The organism is Rossellomorea sp. QJM3NY_18, from assembly GCF_056173145.1.
Genome location: NZ_CM149659.1, coordinates 3,127,307 through 3,147,392 on the forward strand (window position 1 = coordinate 3,127,307; position 20,086 = coordinate 3,147,392).

A 20,086-nucleotide genomic window follows, 5' to 3' on the forward strand; every position below is an offset into this window, starting at 1 on the left:
CTCCTTGTGACATGAAAAACCAGCCATTTACACTTATTCAACCAGTTTGAACAACTATTTATCCGTATTTCAAAAATAATATAATTCAACCTGATTCAAGATCATTTGAATTTACCTTTCATCTACTTCCTCAGTCTTCCATTTTGTGATTTTCGAAACAACCAAATTCATCAGAAACCCAACAACTAAATAAACCAGTAAAAGGACATCATTCGCTTCATTCCAGATGATTTTTGTCGCAACAAACAGGGCAAGCGAGCCCAGCACGGCTGTCAACCACAACCCCACTTGAAACGGTTTCTCTGACATAGAATCCATCCTTTTTTAATTTTTTTCTAGAGGAAATGTTTCCTCTTGATCATCCCACTTCACCGTTACCTTAACCTTAGTGTCTTCACTCATTTTAATAGAAGAATCGTTCCTATTAGTATGACGAATTTTCTAATCATAAGGATACACTCCTAACATGTGATTATTGCGTCTACAAATCTTAAAATGAATTCGAATTACGAATGATCTCGCCATCAAGATTCACACTATATTGAGCAATCGAATTCGAGACATTATCTTCTCTCTTAAACCAGTCTTTATAATTAAATGTAAGCTCCCAAGCCCTGGACGAGCTGCTGAAATTGGTTTCTTTCGAAAGGAGTTCGACATCGTTTAGATTGATTTTTTTAACGGCAGTTTCATTGTGTTTCTTTACATCCTTTTCAAATTGTTCCATTGCAATGTTCTCCGCTTCCTTGCTGCTGATTCCATTATTTCCACAGCCGAACAGAGAAAGGACAACTAAAATACTAATCATAAAAATGCTAATTTTTTTCAAATAAAGTTCCCCCCCCTGATACAATAGCTTTATTACTGACAATTCCAATTATTCCAGTTTACTGACAACAACTCAATATATAGTTATAAAAAAGAAGCTTATCATTAGAATTTGATAAGCTTCTCGCCTCACACGTGATGAATGTCTCTTGTTTCTTCAATCTGTTCGAGATGACCTTTTGCATGTCCTGCTACCATCTTGATCATTTTTCTAACGGTCAGCTCACCCTGGTCTTCCGTTTGAATTTTTCTATCGAGGGAGTCCGGTAAGCTCTCACAAAGATTGAGTACGTGTTCCCGTATCAATTTAAAAAGGGATACCTCGGTTTCAATTGAACGACCTTTGTAATTCGTTCCCGTTTCCCATAGATTGGGGTCGAATGGATTATTCTTATAAATTCTACCGTCTTCAGCGAGCGCAAACTTAATACGATGGAACATGGTCAAGTCCGAATCAATGAAATGCAGCACGGTTTGTCGAATGGACCATTTCCCTTCAGCTCTAACCAAGTCCAAATCATCATTAGATAACCCCTTCTAGGCTTAGCATTTTGCATATTTTCACCCCTAAGAAAAAATTTGTATCCTAACTTACCCTGGTACCTTGATGAAATACCATTTGCCATCTTTCATCTGCCAATTTCCAAACCGAACTTCTTAACGAATGTTGTTGAGTTTCCTCGTTGAAAATTCTATATGTAGTCAGTACGATTTCATCAGATAATGGATGAACTTCAAAGTGATCCATTGTCATCTTCACTAAACCAATACCTTCTTCACTGATCTCCTCATCTTGATAAAGTATCTTACCCGAACTCCCAATTTCAAAAAAATCATCTGCTAGAATTCTGTTGAGCTCTGTTTTGGATGAGCGAATTTCTGGTTTCAATAGGTTCTCTTCTAGCTGGTGGAGTTGTTCTTTTAAAGTTTCATTCATAACTTTCTTCTCCTCCTTTTGTACGGCTCCATAGAATTCCGTACTTATCTAATATCTCTTTTTTTCGCTCGTATCTGACTATTTACCACTGCCACTCACCAAAATATCTCTTATTTCCATAATAGAAGACACAATTGCATACGGAGTATGATGCGTTGGCTTTTCTTCCCCTCTGAAATTGACCCATATCGCTTCCATCCCTGCTTCCATGGGACCAACAACATCATGCGTCCACGAGTCACCTATGAATATCGTCTCTTCAGGTTTCTTATTAAATGCTTCTAGAGCAGTAGTATAGATTCTGGAATCAGGCTTTCTAAAACCTAATGGTTCTGCATGGAATATTTTATCCTGGCTGAATATATCTCCTAAACCCATGTTGAGTATCTTTTGTTTAGGGTCATAAAGTCCGTTTGTAACAATTCCAACTTCAAAATGCTTATTCAGTTCATTCATTAAATTTAACACTGATTCGTCAACCGTTATAAAGTTCATACTTGCGTTATTAAAGAGTGATTCCAGTCGATCAATTTCCTCAATGTCTGCTTTCACATCAAAGGAATCAAGAGCACTCTTCCATCTTTCTCTTTTAAATTCAAATGTAGTTAGTTCACCACTTACAAGTTTATCTATTAGAAATCTTGGAGGTTGTTTTATTCTCTTCAAAAATTGTTGTCCATCCATTCCCTTTGTCAATGGATGTTCCGCAAGAGTCTGAACCAGTCCATCGTCAAACCATGAGGAATTTTCAAGCAACGTGTCATCCAGGTCAAATAAAAGAAGGCTATACTTTTTCATTGGCTTATATGTCAGATTCATAGGAACCACCCCTTACGGATGAAATCGTCCCATCACCACAGTATTGTAGTAACGTCCATCCGATAATAATTTATCTCTCTTCAATACTCCTTCAACTTCAAAACCTTTATTCTTATAGAGCATGATGGCTTTTTCATTGGTTTCAAGTACATTCAAAGTGATCTTCTTAATGTCGTTCTCATCTGCCCAGCGTATGCTCTCTTTTAATAGATTTTTTCCAATGCCGTATCCCCAGAATTCCTGTAATACTCCTACACCGAACTCAACTTTATGAGCGATGCGCTTTAATGATTTCCCTTCACACCTGGAGAAACCTGCAATCCTGTCCCCCACTTCACAAACCAAAAAGAGATTCAGGGGACTCTCTGTATCTTCTCTGATTATTTGTTTAAAACCCGCTTCATCTATGTACGCTTCACCTTTTTCCCTATCCATGTTTTCCGTCTCTCCGTCTACCTGCAGCCGTACTTCTGACAATTTCTGAGCATCTTCTACTTTTGCTGATCTTATGGTATAGGTTAGATTTCGATTATGAAATTTTATTGGATTAATGATCATTTTAATTTCTCCCAACTTTGATGATTAAGCCTATACCCATTATCCAATAATTTCTAATTCATAACAACACTATTGATCTACTAGAGAAAAAACTGCACATGTCCTATTTCTGAACGAACCAATTTATAAAAGATTCTTTAAAATATTTCAAAAACAACTCTTGAATGGATAAGAACAATCCCCAGCCACATATTCCTATCCCAATAGATAAAAATAGATTGATCGAATGCTGAATCGCTACATAAACGATTACCAGAAGGAAAGCGGTAGCCGGGAATCCCCAAAGGACCCCTAATGCAAATTTGCTTATTTCAGTGGATTGTTCTCCTTGAACGTAGAGCCAAATAATACTCAGTAAACTCACTAAAGGCAGTGCAGCGATTATTCCACCATATGAAGGAAACCTTCTTGAAATTTCAGTCACCACACCTATAACAATTGCTGATACAATAATTTTCGCCATTACGTACATTTTTTTGCCCTCTTACTTAGTATTTTGAGAGCTTGTTCAACCAGTTCTCCTTCATGATCGTTCAGTTGCTCCAGAACCTTTCCTAGCTTTTCTTCATCAAGGCTTGTATTCCGATACAGAACCTCTTCCCCAGATTCAGTTAAACTCAGAATTACTTTTCGTTCATCAAGGGGATCTCTCACCTTCACTAAATACCCTTTTTCAATCGTTCTCTTCACATGTTCTGACGCAGTATTATGAGAAATTTGTAAGTATGAAGCAATTTCATTTACTCCAACCCCTGACTTCTTGTCTACAAGTTGAAGAATACGCACCACCTGATGAGAAATTTTTTCTCTATGGAGATAATGCAAGTGAAAATAAATATCTGTCCAATACTGATTTACCAACATAACTTTATCTTTCAAAAAAACACCCCTTTATATCGTTACTAAAGATTATATCGTAATATACGATGTAAAATAAAGGGTTTTATTTTCTACATAGAAAAAAGCTGAAGATCATTTTTGATCCCCAGCTTTTTTATAAATTTCTCTCCCGCCACTCACCGATGCGACGGCCACGACCCCTGCATCTTCCTCAATTGCATAATTTGCCCGGTGTGGTAAGCATCATGAAGCATGATGTCCAGTAGCTTTTCCTCAAGGGAATCCTCTTCAATCTTTGCCTCGGTTGTTTTACCAAGCGCCTCTCTTAATCCCCGATGAGCCGCCTCAACACGTGCAACGACTGCCCCCCATTCCTTGTCATCATTTAGTTGCTCGGTCAGGTAGAAAGTATCATTGCCATCAAGAGTATTCGTCCATTCACGGTCTTCCAACTTTGCCGTCATTCTCTCTTTATAATAAATCAGATGATTCACATTCTCCCAAATGGTTTTCGTCGCTTCTCCATCCGGTCTCCAACAAGCCTGTTCTGCAGAGAGCCCTTCAATTGCTGTTTTTAACGGTGCATACCAACTTTCCTGGTCGTATGTAGTGTCGAGCATTCTTAAGAGTAGATCGGTACGATTCATTTTCGTCTGCCTCCTTTATATTGTCGTGCCATGGATAGTATTTCATCATAAAGGGAAGAACTCCTTCTTTTGAAATACCTTCTTTGTCACATAAAGTTTTCCCTTAAGGAAAATAGTAAGACCATCTACAAAAAAGGAGCCTTACCAAATGAAAAAAGCAATCCTCCTGACCATCGTCCTGTTTCTACTTTTTCCATTAGCCACATCTGCAGCCCCAGTAAATCAAGTGAAAGCCGCTTTTGTCAGGGAGGGGAATGTGTGGACCTTGGTAGATGGAAAGGAAAAACAACTAACCAATACCGGTAATGTTCACTCTAAGCCCAAATGGTCGACTGATGGCACCCTCCTTGCCTATCAAGTAGAGACAGCATCGGAAGGGCAGTCAGAACTATGGACTTACAATCTCCAAACCGGACAAGAGAATCGAATTTCATATAATGGCACCACACCGGAATGGGCTCCCCATAAAAACCATATCGCCTATAATGACAAAGGGATATTAGATATCTCTGACCTCAACCGCTTCTACAACATCGCAACCGGGGTCAGTGATTTCACGTGGCTTCCGGACGGCAGTGGATTCCTTCTTTCTTCATCAGGAACCCTTAACCCGGATGGATGGTCAAGCGCCTCTTTGTTTACTAAAAAAGTCGGCGAAAACTATGAGGATATTGTTTTGTTCGGAGGCGTGGAGCCGTTTTTCACACTACCTAAAGAAATCGGGACAAATGAACAAAACAAACTGATTGCCGTCAATGCAGAAGAGCTGACCTATTCACCCAGCGGCAACTGGATTTCATTTGTCGTATCTCCCACCGCTTCCTGGTCCATGGACAGCGATATGGTCTGTGTCATTGATAATCTCGGGAAGAATTTCGAGGTATTGGATGAAATGATTTTGCAGGTAGGACAGCCCAAATGGTCACCTTCAACCGATACTTTAGCCTATATCGCAGGCGGCGGAAGAATCGTGTTCGGCTTCAAAAACAAGGATATAAAGGTGAAAGAAATGCCTGCGTCAGGAACTTACACACCTGCTGATTATGCTGATGTTGACTTTGATTGGATGACTGACAAATCACTGGTCGTGTCGAGGATTAAGGAACAGGAGTGGACGAACGACTTTAACAAGCATCCGCTGCCCGTCCTTTACACCTTGAATATCGATTCGAAGAAACAAACGAAGATAACGAGTCCTCCTAAAGGGTATGGGGACTATGCTCCTCAGTATATCCCTTCCATTGGAAAACTCTCTTGGTTAAGGGGGAAATCCCTTACTGATATGAAAAGGGATCTGTGGATTGGTAATACGGATGGGACTGAAGCTAAGGAGTGGCTTCTGGATATAGAGGAGATCGTATTTTACCCAGGGTGATTGAGTCAATGGATAGTGATTTTATGCCAGGGATGTGCTTTACTTCCCAAAAGTATATAAAGGAAATTCGACATGCTGGCAGGATTATTCGAATTCTCGCATGATAAATACTATACCCGCATGAAAAAATCAGATCCCGCTCTAAAATCTTCCATCTGGCATGATTCATCCCTAATCTCGCATGATCCTCCCGGGAAAATGCTTCCTACCAGAGAAATCATCACATATTCGGGCAGGATGGAGGTCTTTGGAGACAACTCCCAGCTGAAAAGGAGACAATCTGCAGTCTAATATGGGAGTTTCGCATCCAACCCAAACCTAATAGAACCTCACAATCAATTTTCAATTCTTTATTAAGTAAAGAATACATGTATAACATGAGAATCTTTTACATTTGGAATATCGTTGAAGAAAACATGTCATGATAATATAATAGAATAAACTACTCTTACGGAAGAGGTGAACGCAATATGAATACAGCTAAAGAGCGTTTACTTAAGATAATTGATGAAATACCTGAACAAGAAGTCAATAAAATTTTGGACTTCGCAGAGTACCTGAAAATAAAAAGAGAAAAAAGCTTATCAGATGATTTAGCAAAAGCCAGTGAAAGTAGCCTGGATTTTTGGGATAATGACATTGATGATAAGGTGTGGAATGATGTATAAACAAGGTGATATAGTTTTATTACCTGTTCCATTCAGTGATTTAACAAATAGAAAGCAACGTCCTGTTCTCGTAATTTCAAGTGACCGTTATAATAAAACAACTGACGATATTGTAGTTATGGCTGTTACCTCACAATTAAGGAACCTTGATTATTCAGTGATAATTGAAGCAAAAGATTTAAAAGATGGTGAGCTGAAGGTTACATCTGCAATTAGAGCCGACAAAGTTTACACATTATCAAAAGATATTGTAAGAAAAAAATTTGGAGCAGTTCATAACAGAGTTTTAGAAGAAGTTCGAACAAAACTTAATGAGTTAATTAAATAACAAGAAACGGCCAGTGGCATCTAACCACTGGCCATTTCTCATTTTCATACATTAAACAACTGTCCTTTTCCCTTGTCCCTCACCCCATCCAATCCCAATTCTCCCTATCCTCCATATCCATATGCCGCGGAATTCGATCATGAGGAACCTCTCCCTCGTCATCCAAATAATAATGCCTGATGGGGTTCAAGTCGTCATCCAATTCATACACGAGTGGGATGCCATTGGGGATATTGAGACTGACAACCCCGTCATTTGGGATGTGGTCAAGGAATTTCACGAGGGCCCGGAGCGTGTTTCCGTGTGCTGAGATGATGACACGCTTATTGTTCCGGATGCTCGGGACAATCTCCTCATGCCAATAGACGAGAGCCCTTTTTTCTGTATCGAGGAGACTTTCTGATAGTGGCATATTCTCCTTGCCAACGGTGGCGTATTTCGGATCGGACAGGTTGCCGCGATGACCCTCTTCTGAAATGGCCGGTGGCCGGATATCGGCCGACCTTCTCCATTCATGAACCTGCTCTTCCCCGAATTGCTCCGTCACTTCATCTTTATCCAGTCCCTGCAGACCCCCATAATGCCGCTCATTTAACCTCCATGATTTATACACGGGAATCCAGACCAGGTCCATTTCGTGGAGAGCGATCCATAGCGTCCGGATCGCCCTTTTCAAGACCGATGTATGGGCAACATCGAAAATGAACCCGTGTTTCTTCAGGACCGCCCCTGCTTTTCTTGCTTCTGTATAGCCGTCATCGGTTAAATCGACATCCGTCCAACCGGTGAACCTGTTTTCAAGATTATAGAGGCTCTCGCCGTGACGAAGGAACACAAGCTTCTTCATTTTCATCACTCCAGATCTTTTTTTCAGTATGTGCATCTCGGAATAGAAATATTGAGTAATTTAGGGAGTATTGTACCAAAATAGGAATAACCATTTTTGAGAGGAGACGATGTAATGTTCAAACAAAACGCTGGAGAAAAATTAATTGATCTCTTAATTGAATGGGGAGTCGACCATATTTACGGCATGCCCGGGGACTCCATCAATTCCATTATAGAACCACTTCGGAAAAGACAGGACAAAATCAAATTCATCCAAGTCAGGCATGAGGAAGCAGGGGCACTGGCCGCTGCTGCATATGCGAAATTAACGGGAAAACTGGGGGTATGTACGGCGATTGCAGGTCCCGGAGCCATCCACCTTCTCAACGGATTGTACGATGCAAAACTTGATAAAGCCCCTGTTTTAGCGATCACTGGTCAAGTCGAAACGGACCTTTTAGGGACGGACTCTTTTCAAGAAGTGAATCTTGAGCGGATGTTCGACGATGTGGCTGTTTATAATCAACGCATCATGTCCGCAGATCAGCTCCCTGCCGTCGTCAATCAGGCGATCCGGACCGCCTATGCGAAAAAAGGGGTATCTGTTCTAACAATTCCCGATGACATCCCTCGTTTTGAAGTCGGAAAAGAAGCTCGTGTTACGGCAAATTTTTCAGTGAAACAGGACATTTCACCTCTTCCTGAGGATTTGCAAAGGGCAAAAGAACTCATCGAGGGTGCGGAACGACCAATCATCCTTGCCGGAAAAGGCGTCCACGGGCACCGGGAAACACTATTATCCTTTGCTGAAAAAGTGGGGGCACCCATCGTGTTGACCCTGCCTGGTAAAGGGGTCATCCCTGATAAGCATCCGTATTGCCTGGGAGGTCTCGGACTGATTGGGACAAAGCCTTCGTATGAAGCGATGCAGGAAGCGGATATGCTCATGATGATCGGGACCTCTTTCCCCTTCACCGGATTCCTGCCTGACAGTGCCAAAACGATTCATATTGACATTGACCCATCTCAAATAGGGAAGCGCTACCCCGTCGATGTCGGTCTTGCCGGGGACGCCGGCACTTCCCTTAAGTGGCTCACCGAACATGTCTTAAGGAAAGAAGATCGAACATTCCTGGAGAAAAATCAGGAGCGTACGGTTAAATGGTGGGATAACTTAGAATCACAAGAGGAGGATGGATCGGTCCCGCTCAAACCGCAGCGACTGATTCATGCTCTTAAGGAAGTCGCGTCCGACGACGCCGTCCTGTCCGTTGACGTCGGAAACGTAACGGTGTGGATGGCAAGGCATTTTCCGATCACCAATCAGTCCTTTGTCATTTCGAGTTGGCTCGCTACCCTCGGCTGCGGCCTTCCTGGTGCCATCGCCGGTCAAATCGCCTATCCGGATCGTCAGGTGTTCGCGATATGCGGGGACGGAGGATTCGCCATGACGATGGCGGACTTCGTCACAGCAGTCAAATATGATTTACCTATCATTGTCGTGATCCTAAACAATCATAAGATCGCTATGATCAAATTCGAGCAGGAAGTAATGGGGAATATTGAGTTCGGCACCAACTTACAGAACCCGGACTTCGCCAAATACGCTGAAGCCTGTGGTGGAGTCGGATACCGTGTCGAACGCCCGGAGGACATCCTGCCTTCACTCCAAAAAGCGACTCAACAAAAGAAACCATGCATCATCGACGTCGTAGTCGACGCTGACGAAGCACCAATGCCGGCCAAAATCCAGTTCTCCCAAGCCGCCGGCTATACGAAACACATGCTTAAACAACTATTCGAAGAAGGAAAGTTTGACCTTCCACCGTTGTAAAAGATGAGGGACGGACCTTGAAATGCAAGGTCCGTCCCTCTTGTGTTTTTTCTTACAATAGCTCAACGTACCCTTCTGTCCCATGCACCCTGATCCTTTGTCCATCTTGTATTCTCTCGGTCGCACGTTCAACCCCGACAACTGCTGGCAGTCCATACTCCCGTGCAATCACGGCTCCATGGGTCATCAGTCCACCCACTTCTGTGACTAATCCTTTGATGGATACAAATAATGGTGTCCAGCTCGGGTCGGTATAAGGGGTGACGAGTATATCGCCCTCTTCCAGATCCGCGTCTTCCATATTGAGAATCACGCGTGCCCGTCCTTCTATCACTCCTGATGAAACAGCCAGGCCAGCAATCGCTTGTGCCGGGAGATCTTCCCTCTTGTATTCACCGGTGATGATTTCCCCGTCCGACGTGATTACGCGTGGCGGCGTCAGTTTTTCATAAAGGTCGTACTCTTCTTTTCCTTTACAAATGAAATCCTCTTTCCGTTCCTTAGTTCTCACCAAGTCCTGCAATTCATCAAATGTAAGATAAAAGATGTCCTCTTTTTCTTGAAGAATATTTTGTTCTACAAGCTGTTCAGCTTCTTTTAATAAAGCCTGCTTATAAACGAAGTAGCGCTGAATCATGCCGTATTTCGGATATTCCCGATAACCGGTGAAATGCCGGATGATGTCGATCCTTTTTTTCGCCTCTTTTACCTTTTGTTCGCCATCCGGTAATGAGCTTAATCTATCCAGCAATTCTCGTTCTTTTTGTAACGCTTCCAGTCGCCCTTGCTCAAATTTACGTTTGCTTTCCTGCGGCTTGAACTGTTGGATGTTCCTCAGAATCATCGGAACAATGGTAGTTGGCTTTTCACTCCAGCGCACTCTCGAAATATCGATTTCTCCGCTGCATCTCATTCCATATATCGAGAGAAAGTCTTCGATGGCTTCCCTGGCTTCCTGTCCACCCTCGACTTCCACTAGTTCATCCAGGAAATGGTCGTCTTTTTCCTGGCGCAAATAATCGATGACCGCCTGGTGTGGACGAATCACATCGGCTACGTCCATCAATGCCAACCCCATTTCAGAGGTGATATTATTCGGGACCGATTGAGACAGTGTATCTGCCACATTTTTTTCTCCCAACCACTCGTACATATGGTTATTGATCCAGAATAAAGCTTCCATCGCGGCCATGATGACCCGGGAACTCTCCGGATCAAATAGAATCCTTTTTAATTCCTTCATATCTTTTAAGATGAAATCGAATAACTCGGATCCCGTTTTCGAATGGATGGTTTGTTTCAACTGTTCGATCGAGGTTTCACTTTTCTTTATTAGTTCCGCAACGATGGCAGGATCGGGGTCGATTGGATCCACTCCATCTTTCCTTGGAGTAGCCATAGCTTCATCCTCTACAGTTTTGATGAAACCTTCCCGCTCTACAATTTTTGTGAGGGCATCTTTTATAAGTGGTTCAGATTTGCCCATTAATTCGATGAACGGTTGTCTGCTTGCAGGGGATGCCAAACGAGGTGTGCAATCCACAAACAATCTTCCACCGGCGACTTTCATCGGTGCAGGCGTCGTCAACAGGAAAAACGACAACCCGAGTGGCTTCATGGCATCTGTCATCATTTGCTGATGGCCGACGGATAGATACACTCGATTCTCCTCATCAACCGCTTCGGGAATCGGGTATAGCGTCGTAATCGGCCGACTTTGGACAATGTAGAAGGTGCCATCATCCAAGCACCACTCAATATCTTGAGGACAGTCAAAATGGGCTTCGATCTTTCTGCCGATTCGGGAGAGCTGTATAACCTGTTCATCCGTTAGGGCCGCTGCCTTTTGCTGATTTGGAGAGATAGGCTGCGTCTCCGTCCCTCCACCGTCCACCCCAATGATTGCCAATTTCTTCGTTGCAATCTTCTTTTCTATGATCAATCCGTCCTGAACTTTATAGGAATCTGGTGAAACCATGCCGGAGACCAAAGCTTCTCCAAGACCAAATCCTGCGTCGATGGATACCACTTTCCGATTGGAACTCACGGGGTCAGCCGTAAACAGAATCCCAGAAACCTGCGGGGACACCATCCTCTGAACGATAACGGAAAGGTGAACTTGACTGTGATCAAATCCGTTCTGCATGCGGTAAATGACAGCCCGATCCGTGAAAAGGGATGCCCAGCACTTGCGGATATGCTCCAGGATGGAATCCTTGCCGATCACATGGAGGTACGAATCCTGCTGACCGGCAAAAGAGGCTTGTGGCAAATCTTCCGCCGTTGCGCTTGAACGGACCGCATAAGCATGTTCCACTCCAAACCGAGAGTGATAGTGCGTAACAGCTTCCACTACATCGGAAGGAATCGTTACATTCAGGAGGACTTCCCGAATCTCCTTGCTGACTTCCCCGATTTGGTTCCGATCTTCGGGTTTGAGTTTGGACAACCTTGCCAGCAATGTGTGATACATCTCATTTTGTTCAACCGCGCGTTGAAATCCAACCGTCGTCACACTGAATCCGTCCGGCACCTGTATACCTTGAATCGTTGATAACACCCCTAGATTCAACCCTTTTCCACCTACAAGTGAAAGCTCCGATTGTTCCATTTCCTCAAAACTGAGAACCAGTGAATCCATTATTGCAACTCCCCCTATCCATCAATGTTCTTTGATTTTAGCAGTAGTGCATAGGAAGAAACAGTCTGTAATGAATTTTTTTAGCGTGGTATAATAGAAGTAGGAAGAGAAGTTTGGATGTGTGAAAATTGCATTTGAAACGAATACATATAAAAAAAGCTCAGAATTTTTCTGAGCTTTTTAAGTTCAACTTTATAAGGTCACTCACTTAAAACTTTAGGCTTCTTTCTCCCCACAACGTAATAAACCAAATACCCCAAAACATTAAACAAAGCAAACACCAAAATCCACCCAATGTTTAATCGTCTATGATGATATGCGTTAATCGTTGCCCAGATCGTAAACAACGTGATATAAGTCGCCATTCCTGAGAACAAAATGATCGCCAACCAATCACCTATATGCCTTGTTTCCATTTGGATGTACCACTGTTTTCCATCCCCGTTTCCGTATGGAAAAAAATCTGCTTGGAGCCATTCTGGATTCCACACTTTTTGTTCAAACCGGTAATCTGGCTTTGCGTCTCTGACATAATCAAATACCATGTTAGTATTCTCCACACTACTTACATCATAAATTTCAACACTTGCGATTTGATCCGTCATTTCAATTAAACTATCTATTTTCACTTGCATCTCATTCGTGAGACTTGTTTTATTTTCTAAAACATAAGCAACCTGTGTAGCGATTTCAGCATTTTCCAAAGCATTTTCTTCTTCGATCGACCAAACATACCCGAACGCAGAAACGGTAAAAAGAAGAACAGCAAGCGCAAGGTAAAGCACCCATTTAGCGAACGTTTTTTGAGCCTTGAAGAGCTGTCCTACAATCGAACGCATTTCCTGCTCCCCACCGAAACGCTCAATGGCCACATCGACAGCTTCTTGCTCTCCCATTCCTTCAGCTCTTAGTTCATGAACAGCCTCCATCAAGTGACTTTTCATCTCAGCTTTCAATTCCTGAATTTCTTTTCGATTCCCCCCGATATTTTGATAAACAGAATCTACATATGCATCAATCTGTCTCAAGGCTCTCTCCCCCTTCGATAAAGGTATCAATGATTTTCTTAACGAAATGCCACTCTTTGCGCTTTTCTTCAAAACCCTCTTGGCCTAATGGAGTAAGAGTGTAATACTTTCTTCTTCCCCCCGGTCCCTGCTCATCACCCCAGTAAGAAGAGATCCACTGGTTTTTTTCTAACCTTTTCAATGATAAATAGAGCGTACCTTCTTTTAATTCGAATTGATCTCCGCTTTTTTCACGGACCGTTTTCGCCAGCTCATAACCATACATATCCCGGCTATTCAGAAGTGAAAGGATCAACGTGTCGATATGCCCTTTTAAAACCTCTTTATTAATTCCCAAATTTTACACCCCCTTACATATTTATATAATATATTACCTAATAATGCAAGGTATTCATTTATATAAAAATCATCCTTCAGTGAAAGGATGATTTTTGTTAAATGAGCTATTATTCAGATTTATTTAACAAGCGACGCTCTAAGATTGACACCATACTCCATGTACCCTTTCAAGTTACGTTGTTTACTTAAGTTCGTTCTCCAACATTCCCTTATGTTCATGAGCCAGTTTTATTAACATAAATTCGTCATTTTGCAGCTGCTTCATAATCTCTCTGCTTTCATTCCAAGCTAAACCATACATGCTTTCAGAAGTAGCTCTGTTTTTATACGCCTGCTCAAGCTCATCCTCATCAAGTAGAAAGATTCCACCAGAAGGCAGCACCACAATGTCCAAGTAGAGATCATCTAGCCACGGAACACCGTCCTCCACTCCATTTTCCAGGCATATATCTATGTACCACTGCACGATCTCCCCATTTGCTTCAAACATGGTAGTGACGGAATAATGTTTTCCAAAAGGAAAGTGCTGAAGCCACATATATCCGTTATCAACGATGCATACTTCTTTGTCTCCATACCGGGTGAGCAATGGTTTCTTCACTTTCACTGTCTCTAATAGAGTAATATACCCTTGAAATTCTTTCGTATTTAGATGGGTTTGAGCGTATTTCCTTTGTTCTACTCTCTTCCAATCAGCACGATTTCCGTATTTTCTTTTAAGCATATATTCATTCCTTACCTCATTTAGGCAGATTCAGCTGCCATGAAACACCAAAACGGTCATTCAGCCAGCCAAATTTCTTACTAAAACCGTAATCTCCCAGTGGCATGAGTGCTTGACCACCTTCACTTAGCTTCCCATAGATAAGCTCAAGTTCTTCTTCCGAATCACACGTTAGAAAGATGGAGAAAGAAGGTGTAAAAACAAACTGATGCTTCACATTGCTATCAATGCACATAAATTCCTGCCCCTTCAACGTGAACGTTGCCTGCATGACCGTTCCTTCATCTCCACTTTCATTTGCTCCATATCGCGCAATATTGGTAATGGCTGAATCCTCAATCAGTGAGGTGTAAAAATTCATTGCTTCCTCGGCATCTCCGTTTTGAAACATTAAAAATGGTGTGACCTTGTTCATGGTTGACCTACTCCTTTTAACAACTTTTTTCTAAAGTATAATTGAATATAAATGGTATTTCTAATCTGGTTTATTAGCCAACCCTAAAAGTTCAGCAACCAATTCCGCACTCCCCGGTGTAAACATGAAAATCGATACTCCAATCAACACAGCACCCATTACACCATACACAAACACTCTTGGCTTTAAGAATGAACCCTGTTTAAACGCCTGCAAACCTGCACGGAAAATGAGAAAAAAACCTATGAATAGAATAGCAAAATAATAAATACCCATTAGATCACCTCGTTAAATTTTTAAATGACTAAAAGAATGGACACATTTATATTTAAAGAATTTTTTGTTAGAATGTCATCGATTCTGACGACAACTCTCAATCAATTTAAAGTATTGCGTATCCCCCAACCCATACTCTCTAAAATTCTCAATCATAAGCGATACCAGCTTCTCTGCAGGAACGTCCCGATGTTTTTGAATATACACCATAAGCTCACTATCTTTCTTAAGGTAATTCAAATATAGTTCAATCCCCTTACGTAAAGGCTTTAGCTCCACGTCCGCAGGCTTCGTATGATAAATCAGCACTTGTTCGTAAAGGGCCGCATACCCCTTCGCCTCCAGGCTATAATCGCTCACTGGCTTATATTGTTGATCCACAAGAAGCAGATCAATCGCCCCTTTATACTCCCTCTGATCCAACCAGGCAAGTATCGTCAGCACATTCATTTGACAGAACATATCTTCATCAAACCATAAAGAAACATGTTCAACAGCCCCTTGAAAGAGTGGACGCAACGGCTTGAGTGTGATGTCAGCATACTGATCGCGCGTTACATGATGAACCTTCGAACGCATCTCAATAAACTCATCTGAAAATATGTCTTCACACGTCTCTCCATAACACATGGCTTCGTTAAATGGGATCATCCACTCTGGTTCTAGAAACTGTGTCTCTTTGAATCGTTTGTACATCTCTGTTCCATTCAGGATATGGATCGTTTGATTCTGAATCACTTGGATACCCCCTTTTAAATGAACGATTTCATTTAATACCTTGCTTTTTTGCAGGAAACAGCGTTTTTAGTTCCCGTAAATCCTCAATAATCACATCAGCCTGAACAAGCTCCTCTTCCCGGGCAAAATCAAAACGACAGCCAACGGAAAGCAAACCATTGTCCTTCGCCGCATGGATATCCGATAACCGGTCCCCAACCACAGCTCCGCTCGTCAACTCGTATTTATCAACAATATGCCGGACCAAATCTGATTTATTCAGAGATTCTACATGCTGAATACTGAATGTCTCCGATACCCATTGGTTCAGATCATAATAATCGACAATGGCGTTTAAGTATTCAATTAATCCGTTACTGGCTATGTATATGCTGTAACCATTATCTTTTAAATGGCTGAAAACCTCCTGAACATGAGGATATAGGGCACCTTTTCCATTCCTTATATTCTGGATTAATCTCTCAAGGAAAAAGGCATCCGTCCTCTCTCTTTCTTCAAGAGAATGCTCGGGCAGCAGTGCCTCCCATACCTTGGGTAACGGCACACCCATGATCTCCCGGTATTTCTCAATCGGTGTTTTCGCATTCCACTGGTTTAGTGACCGTAACCGTTCAAAAGCATCATCCAGGGATGCTTCTAATATTTTGTCTGTTTGAAAGAGTGTTCCATCCATATCGAAGATTAGTGCTTGTGTCATAATCATTGTTCCTTTCCCAACGGCTAATGTTAATTTCGTAATCGTGCTTGATCGTGCTGCTTTTTCAACAAGGCTATCTTCTCTTCTCCATTCAATTCCAATTATTCCAAAAACTCTTCCAATAAACAATCCGTTTGTAAAACTTTTGCCAATATGAAATACCCTATTCCCACTTCTTACCATTCATACTATAATACTATATTGTGGCAGGAATATTTTTACACAGAGTAGGTCCTTACATAAAGTTTTACAAGTTTTTAAGAATAACAAGGACTGCTACACCGTAAAATGAATTTTGTGACAAGGTGAACTCCGCCTCAAGACCTAGGCAAATATTAGCCTGGAGGTGGCTGTGATGTTGTCCGGATTACAGTATCTTTAAAAAGAAGGTTCAAAACCAAACAGTATTAGGGGGAAAACACATGCAAGCTTTAACCGATTGGGTATTCCGCAATAAGGCAGCCATGACACTATTTATCATCATCACGTTGCTTCTCGGCATCATAAGTTATTTCCGTCTGCCTATGGAATTCCTGCCTGAAGCGGATAATCCACAAGTGACAGTCGTCACCCTTGGTCAGGGGTATGACGCCGGCTCCATGACAACGAACATCACGGAACCCGTGGAACAGGCCGTGACATCGATTTCAGGGAAGACATCCATCCTGTCCACGACCGGGGAAGGATATTCCCAGGTGACCATCAACTTCGATTCAAAAAGTGACATGAAGGAAGCGAAAAACAAGGTCGAAGAGGCCATCAAAGGAATCCAGCTTCCAGAGGGAGTCGGGCAACCGCAAATCTCCCAGCTGAATACTTCGATGATTCCAATCAGTCAGGTATCGGTGACATTTGATGACGGATTGACGAAAATGAATCTTGATCTCGTCAATGATGAGTTCAAGCCTCTCTTTGAAAATAAGGGCTCTCTGTCTCAGGTAAGCCTCGCTGGAGAAAACAGCCCACGTGTCCAAATCAATCTTGATCATGACAAACTGGAAAAGTTACATATCCCGGTCAACGCAGTGATGGGCGTGCTGCAAGGTCAGGATGTTTCCGCCTCTGCCGGAAGCACGACGATTGACGGTCAGAAGAGTACGATCAACGTCACGGACAATCTCACTTCCGTTGACGCCTTGAAGAACTTGCCTGTACCTATGCAGATTCCGAATGCTCCTGTCGTCAAATTGAAAGACATTGCTACCGTTGAAAAAGTAAAACCAGAAAACACCATCACCCGTGTAAATGGGAAAGAAGCCTTGGCATTCGTCCTGTTCAAAGAAAGCGATGCCAGTGCCGTTACCGCTGGAGAAGATGTAAAAGACACGGTCGATCAGATCAATAAGGACTTTGACGGTGTCGAAGCAACGGCACTATTTACCACCGGGGATATGGTGGAGAATTCGGTGAACACCATGGTTCGCGAAGTAGCACTGGGTGCTCTTTTCGCAACACTTGTCATTCTTTTATTCCTGAGAAAATTCAAGCCGACCCTGATCACCGTTGTGTCCATTCCATTATCACTCTGTATTACGCTATTCCTGCTCTGGTTATCCGGAGTCACCCTGAACATCCTGACACTGGGAGGAGTCGCGGTGGCCGTCGGACGACTCGTGGATGACAGTATCGTCGTCGTAGAGAATATATTCCGCCGCAGCCAGAATGAAAAGCTGTCCAAACAGAATGTACTGCTTGCGACAAAGGAAGTTTCCCGAGCGATTACGTCGTCCACTCTCATCACAGTGGCCGTATTCCTGCCGATGGGACTGGTCAATGGATCGTTAAAAGCGTTCCTGCTTCCATTCGGTTTGACCGTTACATATTCATTGCTTGCATCCCTGCTTGTAGCCGTTACGGTCGTGCCATTGTTAAGCCGAGGCATGTTAAAAAATACAACTTTGCCGAAGCACAACACGCCGCACCGCTATGTGAATGTACTGCGCTGGTCACTCAATCATAAATGGGTTCCCACCCTGTTGGCCATTCTTGTATTCGGAGGATCTATCGCACTTTATATCACGTTACCGAAAGCAGCAACAAGCGCGAATGACTCCTCTTTTGTAGCTGTCACCATGGAGTTCCCTAGTGATACACCGGAAGACACGATCAAAGAGCGCACTATGGAATTCGAAGATACGTTATCTGGGTTTGAAGGATATGATTACTTAATTACCCAGTACGGTGCAAGTGAAGAAAATGCCCAATACGGAGCCGTGAGTGATCCAGATACGGCGGTGTACACCGTTATCTTGGAAGAAGGAGCCGATGCGGAATCCTTCATCAAAAAAGTAAATGAAACGAAAAAGAATGAGAAAGATGTAAAGATTACAGCATCACCATCTTCCATCTTCGGAGGCTCTTCCAACTCAAGCATTACCTATGATGTCGTCGGAAATGACACCAATGAACTTCTGACTACATCCAAAACAATCATAGATAAGATTAAAGACGTGGACGGCGTGAAGAAAGTCTCCAGCAATCAGGAAAAAACGTCTCCGGTCTTCACCGTGAACGTCAACACAGAGAAAGCCAATGCCCAGCAAACGGCTATGCAAATCCGTTCATTATTGAACCCGCAGCCAATCGGAGCCATCAACCTGGATGATGTAACGACACCAGTATTTCTGGACGCAGGCGTCAATCCTGAATCAACGTCAGATTTGAATGACTTGACGATCGCCACAAACTCAGGCATCCAGCCTCTTACGGAAGTGGCATCCATCACGGAAGAGGAAAAACCAAGTACCGTCCTGCATAAAGATGGTGATTTATATGTTCGAATTACGGCAGAGGTAAAACCTGAAGAGCTTTCGGTCATTTCGAAGAATATCGATACCGAAATCAAGGATATCGACCTGCCGAAAGGAGTAACTCTTGACACTGGCGGCGCCGCTGCCCAGCAGGCCGACGACTTTAAGGACCTTGGCATGACGATGCTTGCTTCCATCATGATCGTCTACCTGATCATGGTCCTGACCTTTAAGACGTTGAAAGCTCCACTGGCGATCCTGATCACGCTGCCACTCGCCTCAATCGGCGCCGTCCTCGGACTGCTCATTGCCCGCGTCCCTGCTGACGCAACGGCTCTAATTGGAGCGTTGATGCTGATTGGAATTGTTGTGACGAACGCCATCGTTTTGATTGACCGCGTCAAGCAGAATGAGGAAACGATGATCATTCGTGACGCGATCCTGGAAGCGTGCGGAACCCGTCTCCGTCCAGTGGTCATGACGGCGATTGCCACCATCTGTGCCATGCTTCCGCTTCTCTTCGGTCATACGGAAGATGGAAGTCTAGTATCGAAATCACTTGCCGTTGTCGTCATCGGAGGTCTTGCCGGTGCCACGGTGCTGACACTTGTGGTCGTTCCTGTGTTCTATGAATTGCTGTATTTCAGGAAGTCGAAGCGCCAACGTGCTCAGCAGTTGGAGAGTGAGGAGAAAGTCGCTCAGTAATTTTAATTATTATGTAAAAGGTGCTTATCCAGGACAGGATAAGCACCTTTTTTGGTGGGGGAAAGTTGGATATTGGTTCATTCAGCTACTGATTATCCTCCAATATTCAGC

At 42.9% G+C, this 20,086-nt stretch carries 22 protein-coding genes and 1 pseudogene; 5 read left to right on the top strand and 18 right to left on the bottom strand.

Annotation, left to right across the window (positions count from 1 at the left end; translation table 11 throughout):
- Positions 1 to 111: 111 nt before the first annotated feature.
- From AC0VXY_RS16145 to AC0VXY_RS16185, 9 genes and pseudogenes are all read right to left on the bottom strand, one after another.
- The gene (locus AC0VXY_RS16145; RefSeq protein WP_475525838.1) at positions 112 to 309 is read right to left on the bottom strand and encodes a hypothetical protein; all 198 of its coding nucleotides are present in this window, start codon (positions 307 to 309) and stop codon (positions 112 to 114) included.
- Between the two features lie 181 nt (positions 310 to 490).
- The gene (locus tag AC0VXY_RS16150) at positions 491 to 808 is read right to left on the bottom strand and encodes a hypothetical protein (RefSeq protein ID WP_475525839.1); all 318 of its coding nucleotides are present in this window, start codon (positions 806 to 808) and stop codon (positions 491 to 493) included.
- A 149-nt stretch (positions 809 to 957) separates the two neighbouring features.
- Positions 958 to 1,350, bottom strand: a pseudogene (locus AC0VXY_RS16155) (DinB family protein); the annotation flags it as partial.
- A gap of 64 nt (positions 1,351 to 1,414) precedes the next feature.
- Positions 1,415 to 1,765 (bottom strand): nuclear transport factor 2 family protein, encoded by a 351-nt coding sequence (locus AC0VXY_RS16160; RefSeq protein ID WP_475525840.1) that lies wholly within the window; start codon positions 1,763 to 1,765, stop codon positions 1,415 to 1,417.
- 78 nt (positions 1,766 to 1,843) lie between these two features.
- Positions 1,844 to 2,584: an HAD family hydrolase gene (locus AC0VXY_RS16165; RefSeq protein WP_475525841.1), complete on the bottom strand. Its 741-nt coding sequence runs from the start codon at positions 2,582 to 2,584 to the stop codon at positions 1,844 to 1,846.
- Between the two features lie 12 nt (positions 2,585 to 2,596).
- Positions 2,597 to 3,142, bottom strand: coding sequence for an N-acetyltransferase family protein (locus AC0VXY_RS16170; protein WP_475525842.1), 546 nt, complete (start codon positions 3,140 to 3,142; stop codon positions 2,597 to 2,599).
- A 103-nt stretch (positions 3,143 to 3,245) separates the two neighbouring features.
- Positions 3,246 to 3,614 carry a DUF3147 family protein gene (locus tag AC0VXY_RS16175; RefSeq protein WP_435989872.1) on the bottom strand — a complete coding sequence of 123 codons (369 nt, stop codon included), beginning with the start codon at positions 3,612 to 3,614 and terminating at the stop codon, positions 3,246 to 3,248.
- Entirely contained in the window at positions 3,605 to 4,021 is a 417-nt protein-coding gene (locus AC0VXY_RS16180) for a MarR family winged helix-turn-helix transcriptional regulator (RefSeq protein WP_435989871.1), read from the bottom strand. Before AC0VXY_RS16180 ends, AC0VXY_RS16175 begins: the two co-directional genes overlap by 10 nt.
- Before the next feature lie 137 nt (positions 4,022 to 4,158).
- Positions 4,159 to 4,629, bottom strand: a complete 471-nt coding sequence (locus AC0VXY_RS16185; RefSeq protein WP_435989870.1) for a DinB family protein — start codon at positions 4,627 to 4,629, stop codon at positions 4,159 to 4,161.
- Positions 4,630 to 4,777: 148 nt separating this feature from the next.
- On the opposite strand from AC0VXY_RS16185, the gene AC0VXY_RS16190 reads away from it, so the two are divergent.
- From AC0VXY_RS16190 to AC0VXY_RS16200, 3 genes are all read left to right on the top strand, one after another.
- Positions 4,778 to 6,004 carry a TolB family protein gene (locus AC0VXY_RS16190; protein WP_475525843.1) on the top strand — a complete coding sequence of 409 codons (1,227 nt, stop codon included), beginning with the start codon at positions 4,778 to 4,780 and terminating at the stop codon, positions 6,002 to 6,004.
- A gap of 470 nt (positions 6,005 to 6,474) precedes the next feature.
- Positions 6,475 to 6,672, top strand: a complete 198-nt coding sequence (locus tag AC0VXY_RS16195) for a DUF2281 domain-containing protein (protein ID WP_475525844.1) — start codon at positions 6,475 to 6,477, stop codon at positions 6,670 to 6,672.
- The gene (locus tag AC0VXY_RS16200; protein ID WP_475525845.1) at positions 6,662 to 7,000 is read left to right on the top strand and encodes a type II toxin-antitoxin system PemK/MazF family toxin; all 339 of its coding nucleotides are present in this window, start codon (positions 6,662 to 6,664) and stop codon (positions 6,998 to 7,000) included. The genes AC0VXY_RS16195 and AC0VXY_RS16200 overlap by 11 nt, the downstream gene beginning before the upstream one ends.
- A 79-nt stretch (positions 7,001 to 7,079) precedes the next feature.
- Here AC0VXY_RS16200 and gpmA read toward each other — a convergent pair whose 3' ends face one another.
- A complete protein-coding gene (gene gpmA / locus AC0VXY_RS16205; protein WP_475525846.1) occupies positions 7,080 to 7,847 on the bottom strand; it encodes a 2,3-diphosphoglycerate-dependent phosphoglycerate mutase in 768 nt (255 codons plus the stop codon).
- Between the two features lie 114 nt (positions 7,848 to 7,961).
- On the opposite strand from gpmA, the gene AC0VXY_RS16210 reads away from it, so the two are divergent.
- On the top strand, positions 7,962 to 9,662 hold the full coding sequence (locus AC0VXY_RS16210) for a pyruvate oxidase (protein ID WP_475525847.1): 1,701 nt from the start codon (positions 7,962 to 7,964) through the stop codon (positions 9,660 to 9,662).
- Positions 9,663 to 9,714: 52 nt separating this feature from the next.
- Here AC0VXY_RS16210 and ppsA read toward each other — a convergent pair whose 3' ends face one another.
- The 8 genes from ppsA to AC0VXY_RS16250 all read right to left on the bottom strand — a co-directional run bounded on the left by ppsA (position 9,715) and on the right by AC0VXY_RS16250 (position 16,520).
- Complete coding sequence (ppsA, locus tag AC0VXY_RS16215) at positions 9,715 to 12,303, bottom strand: phosphoenolpyruvate synthase (RefSeq protein ID WP_475525848.1); 2,589 nt, start codon at positions 12,301 to 12,303, stop codon at positions 9,715 to 9,717.
- A gap of 200 nt (positions 12,304 to 12,503) precedes the next feature.
- Positions 12,504 to 13,331 (bottom strand): permease prefix domain 1-containing protein, encoded by an 828-nt coding sequence (locus AC0VXY_RS16220; protein ID WP_475525849.1) that lies wholly within the window; start codon positions 13,329 to 13,331, stop codon positions 12,504 to 12,506.
- Positions 13,318 to 13,668: a PadR family transcriptional regulator gene (locus AC0VXY_RS16225; RefSeq protein WP_475525850.1), complete on the bottom strand. Its 351-nt coding sequence runs from the start codon at positions 13,666 to 13,668 to the stop codon at positions 13,318 to 13,320. The genes AC0VXY_RS16220 and AC0VXY_RS16225 overlap by 14 nt, the downstream gene beginning before the upstream one ends.
- Positions 13,669 to 13,851: 183 nt before the next feature.
- Positions 13,852 to 14,394 (bottom strand): ribonuclease FAU-1 family protein, encoded by a 543-nt coding sequence (locus tag AC0VXY_RS16230; RefSeq protein ID WP_475525851.1) that lies wholly within the window; start codon positions 14,392 to 14,394, stop codon positions 13,852 to 13,854.
- 16 nt (positions 14,395 to 14,410) lie between these two features.
- Positions 14,411 to 14,809 (bottom strand): VOC family protein, encoded by a 399-nt coding sequence (locus AC0VXY_RS16235; protein ID WP_475525852.1) that lies wholly within the window; start codon positions 14,807 to 14,809, stop codon positions 14,411 to 14,413.
- A 60-nt stretch (positions 14,810 to 14,869) separates the two neighbouring features.
- Complete coding sequence (locus AC0VXY_RS16240; protein WP_475525853.1) at positions 14,870 to 15,085, bottom strand: hypothetical protein; 216 nt, start codon at positions 15,083 to 15,085, stop codon at positions 14,870 to 14,872.
- Positions 15,086 to 15,160: 75 nt separating this feature from the next.
- Positions 15,161 to 15,823 carry an AraC family transcriptional regulator gene (locus AC0VXY_RS16245; RefSeq protein ID WP_475525854.1) on the bottom strand — a complete coding sequence of 221 codons (663 nt, stop codon included), beginning with the start codon at positions 15,821 to 15,823 and terminating at the stop codon, positions 15,161 to 15,163.
- Positions 15,824 to 15,851: 28 nt separating this feature from the next.
- Positions 15,852 to 16,520, bottom strand: a complete 669-nt coding sequence (locus AC0VXY_RS16250) for an HAD family hydrolase (protein ID WP_475527882.1) — start codon at positions 16,518 to 16,520, stop codon at positions 15,852 to 15,854.
- Between the two features lie 422 nt (positions 16,521 to 16,942).
- On the opposite strand from AC0VXY_RS16250, the gene AC0VXY_RS16255 reads away from it, so the two are divergent.
- Complete coding sequence (locus AC0VXY_RS16255) at positions 16,943 to 19,975, top strand: efflux RND transporter permease subunit (protein ID WP_475525855.1); 3,033 nt, start codon at positions 16,943 to 16,945, stop codon at positions 19,973 to 19,975.
- The last annotated feature ends 111 nt before the right edge of the window (positions 19,976 to 20,086 follow it).